The sequence below is a fragment of the Methylomonas koyamae genome, from assembly GCF_006483455.1.
Lineage (GTDB): Bacteria > Pseudomonadota > Gammaproteobacteria > Methylococcales > Methylomonadaceae > Methylomonas > Methylomonas koyamae_B.
Map to the genome: position 1 here is coordinate 1 of NZ_PPPU01000070.1, position 10,068 is coordinate 10,068.

The 10,068-nt window shown below is 46.3% G+C and carries 9 protein-coding genes; 1 reads left to right on the forward strand and 8 read right to left on the reverse strand.

Annotation, left to right across the window (positions count from 1 at the left end; translation table 11 throughout):
* Window positions 1–16: 16 nt before the first annotated feature.
* The 3 genes from C2U68_RS20535 to C2U68_RS20545 form a co-directional block, all read right to left on the reverse strand.
* Window positions 17–475, reverse strand: a complete 459-nt coding sequence (locus C2U68_RS20535) for an ATP-binding protein (RefSeq protein ID WP_140914339.1) — start codon at window positions 473–475, stop codon at window positions 17–19.
* Window positions 475–2,019, reverse strand: a complete 1,545-nt coding sequence (gene istA, locus C2U68_RS20540; protein WP_186289695.1) for an IS21 family transposase — start codon at window positions 2,017–2,019, stop codon at window positions 475–477. The genes C2U68_RS20535 and istA overlap by 1 nt, the downstream gene beginning before the upstream one ends.
* A 201-nt stretch (window positions 2,020–2,220) precedes the next feature.
* On the reverse strand, window positions 2,221–2,526 hold the full coding sequence (locus tag C2U68_RS20545; RefSeq protein WP_140914341.1) for a hypothetical protein: 306 nt from the start codon (window positions 2,524–2,526) through the stop codon (window positions 2,221–2,223).
* Window positions 2,527–2,618: 92 nt separating this feature from the next.
* On the opposite strand from C2U68_RS20545, the gene C2U68_RS20550 reads away from it, so the two are divergent.
* On the forward strand, window positions 2,619–3,731 hold the full coding sequence (locus C2U68_RS20550; RefSeq protein WP_140914342.1) for a hypothetical protein: 1,113 nt from the start codon (window positions 2,619–2,621) through the stop codon (window positions 3,729–3,731).
* A gap of 667 nt (window positions 3,732–4,398) precedes the next feature.
* Here the strand turns inward: C2U68_RS20550 and C2U68_RS20555 are convergent.
* The 5 genes from C2U68_RS20555 to C2U68_RS20575 all read right to left on the reverse strand — a co-directional run bounded on the left by C2U68_RS20555 (window position 4,399) and on the right by C2U68_RS20575 (window position 10,065).
* Complete coding sequence (locus C2U68_RS20555; RefSeq protein WP_140914343.1) at window positions 4,399–4,896, reverse strand: hypothetical protein; 498 nt, start codon at window positions 4,894–4,896, stop codon at window positions 4,399–4,401.
* A 39-nt stretch (window positions 4,897–4,935) separates the two neighbouring features.
* Window positions 4,936–5,925 (reverse strand): hypothetical protein, encoded by a 990-nt coding sequence (locus tag C2U68_RS20560; protein WP_140914344.1) that lies wholly within the window; start codon window positions 5,923–5,925, stop codon window positions 4,936–4,938.
* Between the two features lie 598 nt (window positions 5,926–6,523).
* Window positions 6,524–7,003, reverse strand: a complete 480-nt coding sequence (locus C2U68_RS20565; protein WP_140914345.1) for a hypothetical protein — start codon at window positions 7,001–7,003, stop codon at window positions 6,524–6,526.
* 619 nt (window positions 7,004–7,622) lie between these two features.
* Window positions 7,623–9,104, reverse strand: a complete 1,482-nt coding sequence (locus C2U68_RS20570) for an NACHT domain-containing protein (protein WP_140914346.1) — start codon at window positions 9,102–9,104, stop codon at window positions 7,623–7,625.
* A gap of 94 nt (window positions 9,105–9,198) precedes the next feature.
* Complete coding sequence (locus tag C2U68_RS20575; RefSeq protein ID WP_186289696.1) at window positions 9,199–10,065, reverse strand: glycerol kinase; 867 nt, start codon at window positions 10,063–10,065, stop codon at window positions 9,199–9,201.
* Between the last annotated feature and the right edge of the window lie 3 nt (window positions 10,066–10,068).

Sequence of the window (10,068 nt, forward strand, 5' to 3'; positions counted from 1 at the left end):
ACGAATGGAGCCACTTCTAACTGCCGTCGGCCATCCCCAGGGTTAAATTCTCAAATAAGCGGGTTGCGGTCATATAGAGCGTACTTAACCCTCGCCGACAAGCTTGTTGACCAAAGGCGCAGGCGATCCAGCTTTTGCCGGTGCCGGTCGTACCGGTCAGAATCAGGTTTTGCTTTTGCCGCATCCATTCACCGGTCGCCAAGGTTTGTATTTGCAGAGGGTCCAGGCTACGCTGATTCCGGTAATCGATGTCTTCGAGTACCGCCTGGGAGTAACGGAGTTTGGCGTTTTTCAATAGTCGTTCGATCTTGCGGGCGTCTTTACTCAACAACTCCTGCTCGACTAACAAACCCAGACGTTGCTCAAACGGCATGTCGGTAAATTTCGGCTCGGACTGCTGTTTTTCCAAGGCCTCGGCCATGCCGTGTAGGCCAAGCTGCGCGAGTTTATGGGGTATGGTTCCAGCGATGATCATTAGGGTGCCTCCGATGTGGTGGTGAAATAATCGGCGCCACGCAAGTTCTCGTGTTCAATCACCTTGACGGTGGGCACCGTAGACTGGCGACTATCGGCATTGGTACGAATAATCCCCCTTAGCCGGTCAAAACCCAGGCAATTCAACCGTAGTGCATGGGTACAAGCTGATTCAATGCGCCCCTGCCAGTTGTCTTTCTGGGCTTCTCGCCTTAGTAACTGCGCGGCTTTCAGACGGCTGGCAAAGTGGCGCTTGTCTTCCAAGCTACGTTGCAGAAACGTCACGGTAGACGGGCCGAGGGATTGCGCCCAGGTTTGTAATCCTTCCAGTGTCCCTTCGCGAAACAAACGATGGTTGGGCGGCATATGCTCGTCCAAGGTGGTTCGGCCTGGGCCAATTTGGCGGATATGCGATGCTACTAGCTGGCGTTGGTAGTAGACGTGAACAAACTCGTCGTTGGCCCGAATATCGACGTGTTGATGGGCGTAGGTATACAGCACTGAATACTGGTGTTGCTCATAGTCAACATGGTAACTTTCATCGACTCTCACCTGGTAGCGCCATTGGCTGTAAGGATAGGGATCGCTGCGAAGCCCTTCTAACACCGGTGCATCCAATTCGAAAAAGCGTTGGAACCGACTATTCGGATAAGTACGAGTGGTACGCTCATTGAGTTTTTCCATCCAGTAGCTGATGGCGGTATTCAATGCGTCCAAACTAAAGAACACTTGATCGCGTAACCGGGCCAGCACCCAACGCTGCACGATTTGTACGCCGATTTCGCCCAGTGATTTATCCTTAGGCTTACGCGGTCTAGCCGGCATTATGATGAAATCGTAATGCTCGGCAAGTTCCTGATACGCGGAGTTGAGCAATAATCCCTGCTTGTTGTTCTTCAGCACGGCGGATTTTAGATTGTCCGGGACGATGTAACGCGGTACGCCGCCGATGTGCGCCAACATCAGCGCGTGAACCTTGAGCCAGTCGGCGATTTTCTGGGATGCGACGGCAGTGGCAAACAAATACCCGGAAGCGCCTAACACCCCGACAAATACCTGGGCGAACCAGACTTCACCGGTTTCGGCATTGCGAATCGGCATGGTACGTCCACAGAAGTCGACGAAGATATATTCGCCCGGATAATAGATTTGCCGCAGACTGATCTTACAACTGCGTTTCCAGGCTCGGTAACGGCGGCAATATTGCTCGTAAGAAAACCCCTCTGGACTGCGTTGGCGATATTCGTCCCACAGCAATTGCAAGGTCATATCGCGCTGCTGCAATGAGGAATGCACCTGAATCCAGTCTGGAACAGGTTTTCGAGAATCGCCCGACTTTTTATCGCCGAACAACGCTTGGTAAATCTTGCCGTCATCCAAGGCGTGGACGTCAGCCCATGTCAATTGTTTTCCGAGCAACACCGCTCGGACCGCTCTGACGGTATTGGGTGAAATGCGGCAGGAGATGCCAATGGAGCGCATCGAAAGGTCTGGGTCTGCCAAGAGTCGAATCACTTGGCGCAAAGTGGTTATGGATATTTTCATTGTCATTCCTTCGCAACGGGCGTGCGAAATCCTTCGCCCGTTGCGATGTATTAAAAAATGGGTTTTGGAACAGACGGCCGACTTGACGCCGGCCTGGATTAGATCGACAATGAAATCGTCATGAGTATCTGAATTTCTTGACGGTTTCTTGAAAAGCCCGGGGTTGCCGCCCTGGGCTTTTGTCGTTCTGAGTCTGTGAATTTAGTCTTGTTTGTCGGTTAACTCATGCGATGACTCCTGGTCTTTATTGGTTTGTGGGATAGATAAGCGCTGTTCGGCCAGCCAACGCGCAACGTCCTGCGTCAATGCAAAACGGCCACGCCGGCCTTCGATTTCGAATTCCACCACCGGTATCCGATGCCGCAATCGTGCTTGTCGGTAGGCCGCCGGATTGGTAAATCCCAACAGCTTCCACAGATCGCGACTTGCCAAAAGCGGCCCGTACAGGCGAGTCAATGTTTCCAGCAATTCCTGTACTAATGGCTCGATTGGCTCGGGTTGTGTCATGTCACGTTCGGTAGCAATTTTTGATGTGCCATAGGGTAACTGATGTACGCTATCCGCGAAACAGGAGAGATTGAGCAAACTTTTACCCTAAAATGGCAACAATAAGTCAATTAAAACAATCATGTATCAATTTTCGCCTCGACGACGCGAAAAAAGCGACACTTCAACCAATTGCCGATAATCCCTACAATCCCCGTTTGATCAACCGCCTAAGAACGCAGTATTGGTATATCGGTCTTCAGCAGAAAGCCCAATTAGCCACCGCCTACCAATTGGAAAAGCACTTCGAACCCCAAGATAAGACCAAGGATGGCATACCGTTACCTGCAAAAAACAAGTGGAGTAAATACCAAGCCGGTAAACACAAGCCCGGCGCCGCGTTGATTGCCTTGGTGGATGCCAAGGCACCGGGCTCCGCCCGAGACATCAATCATCCGCTCTGGGAAGTGCTACGTCTGGGTAATCGAGTGCTACCGAAAATCGATAATTGGCTGGAAAAGTTGGAACCACAGGTTCAAGCGATTGTGTATCGATCCGCGAAAGACGGCGGCATTAGCGCCGCTAAGCGCCGTCAACCTTACTCGTCGTCAGTGAGCCGCCGGTTGCTCAAATTAGCGAGTCTCGATACGTTGACGACCTTAGTGCTGTATTGGCGTGAGTCCAAGCAACAGGGCAATCATGTCCACAACCGCTGGCAAGCCCAAGACATTTACCAAATGTTACTGATGATGGGGAGGAACTTCCTGTCACGCCGGATTGGAGAAGAATTGTATGTGGTGTTTGTGGCGCAAATCTTTTGCCAAACCGTTTGGGGAGATAGGCGGTTCTTGGTCAACTCCGTTCATTACCTTTGGGCTATTGAATTGCTGAATACTGCCCTCTATCAAGTGCCGGCATTAAAACCTTTCGCCTCGTGGGCCAATCGTCGCCGAGCTATGTACCTATTGTTGCAAGGCCAATACGGGTTTGACGTGCCGCTTGGCCTGGGTGTAGTACTCGCACCCAATTGGCGATACGGACCACCGACCGAACAACAATGGAAAACCTGGCAATCGGATTTTATGGAATGGCAATGGGGTTGGATACACCTGTGCCAAGAAACCAAAAGCTCCTATGGTGAGGATTGGCTTTGGAAGGCGTTGGAGAAGGAAATTCAGGATGTGCGACAACTGGCTAACGGAAAACGTCAGTCTGTGACAATGTGACGCATCTTAAATGTTAGTGTTCAAACTATACTTCTCCTCGGGCAAAAATAACGCCCACAACATGAGTTCGAAAATTTACTATTGATCAAGAACGCTCAAGTTCAAGGAGATTAGATGTCAAAAACAATGATATATGCCATTTTGATGGGCTTATTTATAAGTTTTTCATTCAACTGTGTCCTTCGCAGGTAAACAAGAGGCGACTACGTCATCAACCATAGTGGCGCCGCAAGAATATCTTGAAATACTGGATGAAAATGGAGAATCCACAATCTATAAGATTGTTCCATCTGCACAAGCAAACGTACAGCAGACCGCGACCTGCGTTAGATATAATAATACCGCAATCGGTGGTCCTTTACCTATAGGCACCTCAACTGTTGCATATGGTCCTTTCACAACAAATTGTGCTGGGAACATGTGGGCAACTTTAACTCCGACATCCTCAGCATCCCTAACCCTATCTTTGCAAAAGTATTCAGGTGGCTCATGGTCGCTAGTAGCATCTAATGCTACTAACATTATATATAACGGGACAGCGGGTACGTACAGGTGGTTAGTTACAAATAGCTCCTTTAGTTCGCAGCCCGGATATTGGTCGTTGAGCTACTCGTTCCTTCTGTAACAAATGGATTCAAGGGGGGCAATCCCCCTTGAATCTAACACATTATGCTTTTTCATCGATAAAAACGCCGCTCCCCATATTTTTTATAAACTCATCCATACTATAAAGTGTGTGAAGAGTATCCCCCAAAAATTTCCTGGCATCGTTCATTCCCTGCTCACCTTGGGCGATAAGCTTGTCAACGAAAGTATAACGATCTTCAAAAAATTTGATCATATCGATGGGGGCATTGGCATCCATACCATCTATTGTGAAGGCTGAAAGGGCAAATTCAGTAGCAGAAATGTCCGATATTTCACCGTTCCCATTCAAATAGCCACCCAACACGCCTAAGTCATGCGGTGATATATTTCTTAAATCAACATTTGCCAAGAGCTGTTTTACTTTGTCGGGTTTTAACGCCGCTTGTTGGACGTCGAATCCTTGACCAATGGGCTGCGTTTTCGGGGTGGTAAACCGATTTTGCCAAGGTATGGCCTCAGCTTTATCAAGAAGCCTATATTGGTTCATACTTCCCGTTGTATTCAAGCTGACTAACATTGCATCCTCCTTAGCGTGTATTAGTTCCGAGTTAGAAAGTTAAGCTTGTGTGTCGATCGTCGTGGTTTTGGCAAGTAATTGCAATAACTCGGTGGGCTCGATATTCGGATTTTGCTGCATCTTGGCGAGTCCGGACAGGCGCGACATTTGGTCAATGAGGTTAAGATTACCGTCGCTCGAATGTAGTAATGCCAGTTGATAAGCTGCCATGATTTGTTTGCGCTCTGTTTTACTGAGGTGCTGCCAAGGTTGATCGTTGGCGTCTTTTGCGGTGCTGGTCCCAATTTCCCATTTGGCGCCTTGATAGGGATGATCAATACGGTACAAGGCTTGAGCCAAGCCTGGATCAGACGGGGTAAAGGCTTGCGCGGTTCGGGATGCCGCATTATCTGCCGATTGGCTATTTTGCGATGTCAATGCAGGAATGAATTTTTCCAATGCGCCAAAGCTAACGGCATGAGTCAAACCGCTGATTTGCGGGTTCAGCAAGTAAGCCAAAAAACCTTTATCGATGTCGGTTGATTCTACCGAGGGATCGGTCAATATCCGTTTGACCTGTTCGGTGTCTTGAGGATTGTATTTGCCTACCCAAGGATTACCTTCCGCGTCATAGATACCTGATTGGCCGGCGATCTCCCCGGTGTTATTACCCGTCGCCTTTAGGAAGCGGTAGTTTGCCAAATCAAACGCAAAATTATCGACTTGTTCCAAATCCATGCCGCTGGACTGCGCATACTCGTAGGCGCGTTCCATCAGCTTTCTGTCCGCCTGCGTAAGGAAACTGGCGGAATTACCGCTCAGATTATTGGTCGTAAACGCCGTCGCGACCTCGGGGGTGGCGTTCGGATCACTAGTGTGGAATAACCTCGACAAAAGCATTGCATGCCCGCTAAAAGTCGCCGTGTCAGTGGTGCTTTTGGATGAAGCCGAACTGTTGTTACCTTGTTTTTCAGTCGGTTGCGAAGCACTTCGTTTCTGCGAAATGGCCGAAGGAGATGCCGTAGTGTTCGATACATTGATGCTGGTCATATTCATTTCTCCAATTTCGAGAAAAACTCTAACTACATAGTTTAGCGGCAACAGGTTCTTTTTCTAAATACGTCAACAAAGGCGATACGCAAAAAATACGCATCGCCTGTACACAAATTAATAATGATAATTGACCGTAACGGAGTCAGTTCTTGAGTTTGCTGTTGCGGGGTAAGTGCCTCCAGTTAAAGTGTGTCGAATCCAAAATGTACCTCGAGCACTGAATCCATCGTAGAAATGGACAGTGCCTGTTTTAGAAGCGGAAATATTGTGACAATACTGAATTGTTGACGAGTTTGGATTGGAATAGCAAATCTCGACCAGTTCGGAAGAGTTACCATTCGGATAAGTTGACCATTGGTATGACACCGAGGTGACGGTCGTTCCCGATATAGGGACTGAACTGGGTGGACTAAACGGCATAGTTGCTCAGCCACCAGACATATAAATCGTATAGTGTGTCGTTATTTTAGACCATGATGTATCGACTGCATAGCTAACAGACGCCACAACTAACAGTAGCGGCAATAATATCCATTTGTTCATAAAAGCACTCCGAATTACAAAGTTACACAGGTATTTGAGAATATTCGAAACATTAAATTTGATCGGACAAATTCAGGTACAGCGCCCCATTGATGAGCTCTGTTGTAATTACCGACAAAATATTTCTCAGCGCTGGCTGTTCCGATTCCGGGGATACGCTCTTTGCTTCTAAGATGTCGATTGCTTGAAGCAAGTCTGTATTTGCCACCATAATTCGTGCTGCAGCAGTATCCAGATTTTCGTCAAAGGACTCACTTTTCACTTCTCGTAGCGCTTGAATTTTAATTAACGCACTTTCCACCGATGTTTGCGCTTTACGCGCTTCCTCAGTGGCTTGACTATAGGCGGCAGCTGCACTGTTCAAATCTCCGTTATTTAAAAGGCTTTCAGCAGAATTACCTTCGCTGAGGGCAAAATGGAGATGGATCTGGCTATCTGCTAAATCCTTGGCAATGACCTCGCTCTCCGCTTGAGCTATGCCAGCTATCAGGCATATTGCGAGTAAAAATGTGTTTCTAACATGTTTTAACATGAAAAATCTCCTTATATATCAATAGTAATAGTGAATCAAAACTACCAGGAACAATGCGAGGGATTGCGCTCCTTGACTTCTGGCTATCCCTTGGTTCGCAAAGAGAAGCTTAGTCGATATGCTAACACCTGGGCTGCGTCATTTTGCCGCGCAGCTTTTAGGCCGAATTTTGTGTTGCGGAAATCATTCCATTTTGAGCGGCGTTACAGAGCAAAGCGATATTTACCAATATGGGTATTTATCGTCGACATAAGACTATTTTGCCAGGCGTATTGGCATTTTCCTGAGGCAGTGGGTCAGCAGGGTGTGCAACTTGGCGCAGTTGGTGTGCAACTTATAGCATTATAATCGTGCAGTTAATGCTGCCAAGGGTGTGCAAGTAGAAGGTTTTTTCGCATTAAGACACGAGATAACCGGTAGGGCGACAATAGGCGAAGCCGTATTGCGCCGAATGAAACGGTTTCACATCCGGCGTATTACGCTATCGCTAATACGCCCTACGCGGGCTACGGGATGCTTGGTTTAGAGATTGCGTCCAAACCAAATGTAGGCTGGGTTGAATACAATGAAACCCAGCTTTGGCGGTGTTTGCGCTGGGTATCGCTTTGCTCAACCCAGCCTACGGTCCTATTTTGTGAAGCTCTTTTATTGGATCGATATGTCGCCTTAAGAAAGTAGGAATATCAAACTCAGTTTCGTACGGTTGAATATCTAAATCATCAGTAATAGGTCTCAAGTCTCTCAATAATTCTGTAAGCGACTGTTCTCCGTGAAACTTGTACTGTTCGAATTCAGATGTGTTGCTTGCCCAGTCTTCAATTTCCTCATAAGGCAATAGCCTTTCTTCTTGAAGTCTTAATAATATCTGTTCTTTGTTTTGATCAAGCAAGTTTTTAATAAAATCGGTTGGGTATATAGTTCTGTCATCACTTATAGCATAGTAATTAAATATATAAAAAACAACTAAGAACTCCTGAATGCTATAGTGAGAAAATCTGTAATCACCTGATGAATTTTTGTTCAAAAGAGATCTTCCTTTTATATCTATAGATTTAACTGTTCCCAGAAGCTCCATTGCCTCAATCAATTCATCTAATTCGGTAGATGTTATTTTTACCGCTTTTTTAGATTGAAGTTCAAATGCTAGTTTTGCACATGCATGAAATAATATTTGAGGATCAATTCCAGTCTTTGTCTGTTCACGAAGCAGCCAATTTTCAACAAGAGAGTTGTATATTGCATATTCAGAACCTACGGTCCAAAACTTTGATGAACTCACTAAGTCTTCAATAAATGAAAGCAACATTGGCCTGCAGCGAAGGGATGCCATTCTGCTTACGATTTCGAGTGCTTTAATCTTTTTCTCGGAATTCCTTTGAAACAGGCGCTTAGGAAATCGCTTATTGAGATAAGCATCAACTTGATTGTCATCGAAAATCGAAATGTATTTTGAAGGGCATACAAAGCTATCAATTCGAACTCGCCCAGGCAATTCTAAGGGATCTTTTTCAATGGAAGGAAAAAACTGCGTCCTACAAGTAATAATTACACGATTAAAGCTTTTAGTAGCACTTAGTATTTCAACTAATCTTTCTCTAACTCTTCCGTGAGCAGTTGGATCTTCATCAAGAGAATCTAAAAGCAATAAAGTTTTTCTTTTATTGTCAATTTCGAAAATTTTTGATAGCGTATTCTCGCCCAACTTCTCAAGTACACAATTATAATCTTTAGGCCAAAACGAAGTAAGATGTAATAGCTTCAACATCACTAAAAACGAAGTTTTACCCATGCCAGCATCAGACAAAATGAACAATTGATTATTTCCTTGCTGATATGTCTTCATTTTTAAAAATTCTGAAATTTTTTTAAATAAAGGCTCTCTAGAAATAAAGAAATCTTCATCATGTCTATCAGCAGGGTTCACCTCTTGGCAAAAAGGTTCTATGTATGATTTTGCAAGCTCCAATGGATCACTAAATAATACATCATCGTTTATGTGATTTAATTCGATTTCTCTATCTCGTTTTATTGAAGATAGCTTGTTCCACAGAACTGAAATCCATTTTTCGCTCAAGTCAAGCGACATTATATCTTCTGACATCGTTTTACCTGATATTGAAGGTGGCTAGTTATTATATTTAGATGCGATGAAAGGTTTCATGTACTATTATTATAGGACCAGTATTTTAAAAAAATTAATAAGCCTGCACCCCAAACTTCAACAACAACCTCGGCAATATATCGTCCAGATTCAGCACATCCTTATCGGTCAACTCAATCAGATTGAAATTATACTTCTGATAAATCGCGAGTTTTTCCTGTTTTCGGGCCTGGTATTTGGCGTCGTTGTCGTAACCCCAGAATTCGATATAAACCTTGCCGGTGGGGATGTAAAAGTCGCAGTACATTTCCTCTTCGATAGGCAGTTTGCGTTCGTAGGCGTGGACGATTTCCGCCATGTACAGCCAATTGTCGATCAGCATTTCCGCCTTAGAGCGGACGAAGTGGCCGTCGGTGGTACGGTGGGTGGCTTCGAATTTGTGGCGGAAGCTGTCCATTTTGTCGGCGTCGGTTTTGGGTTTGTCTACGCCCTTGATGTTATCGACGTTGTCTTTCAAGGCCCGGTTGCGGGTGATTTTTTCCGGCCAGCGCACGTAAGGAATGCCGGAGCGGCTGTCTTCGCCTTGTTCGGCACCCATCGCCAAGCCTTGCTCGGTGACCAGCCAGCCTTTCAAGCCTTTTTTGATCCAGCCCAGTTCGGACAGGATGTAATTCATTTTATTGGCCGGGAGTTCGAATTGCTGCCCCAGCACGGTGGCGGTCAGCAATTTTGGCGCGTCCGGCTTGCTCGGTATGTTGGGTAACTGAAAGTCTTCCAGCCAGGCCACGTATTGGCCGTATTTCCCGGTCAGATAAACGCCGCCGGCGGCAACCCCGGCGTTGGTCAGTTGCCACTTGTCGTCTTGTTTTTCGATCAAACCCAAAGCGCTCAGTTGTCCGAACATTTGTTCCTGCGTTACCCCTCGCAGCTTGGCTAATTGGGTGGTGAGAAGTGGCTCCATTCG

Coding starts and splice junctions, on each gene's coding strand:
- C2U68_RS20565 (WP_140914345.1), bottom strand. CDS start 7,003: ATGTTAAAACATGTTAGAAACACATTTTTACTCGCAATATGCCTGATA.
- C2U68_RS20570 (WP_140914346.1), bottom strand. CDS start 9,104: ATGTCAGAAGATATAATGTCGCTTGACTTGAGCGAAAAATGGATTTCA.
- C2U68_RS20560 (WP_140914344.1), bottom strand. CDS start 5,925: ATGACCAGCATCAATGTATCGAACACTACGGCATCTCCTTCGGCCATT.
- C2U68_RS20545 (WP_140914341.1), bottom strand. CDS start 2,526: ATGACACAACCCGAGCCAATCGAGCCATTAGTACAGGAATTGCTGGAA.
- C2U68_RS20555 (WP_140914343.1), bottom strand. CDS start 4,896: ATGTTAGTCAGCTTGAATACAACGGGAAGTATGAACCAATATAGGCTT.
- C2U68_RS20575 (WP_186289696.1), bottom strand. CDS start 10,065: ATGGAGCCACTTCTCACCACCCAATTAGCCAAGCTGCGAGGGGTAACG.
- C2U68_RS20535 (WP_140914339.1), bottom strand. CDS start 475: ATGATCATCGCTGGAACCATACCCCATAAACTCGCGCAGCTTGGCCTA.
- istA (WP_186289695.1), bottom strand. CDS start 2,019: ATGAAAATATCCATAACCACTTTGCGCCAAGTGATTCGACTCTTGGCA.
- C2U68_RS20550 (WP_140914342.1), top strand. CDS start 2,619: ATGGCAACAATAAGTCAATTAAAACAATCATGTATCAATTTTCGCCTC.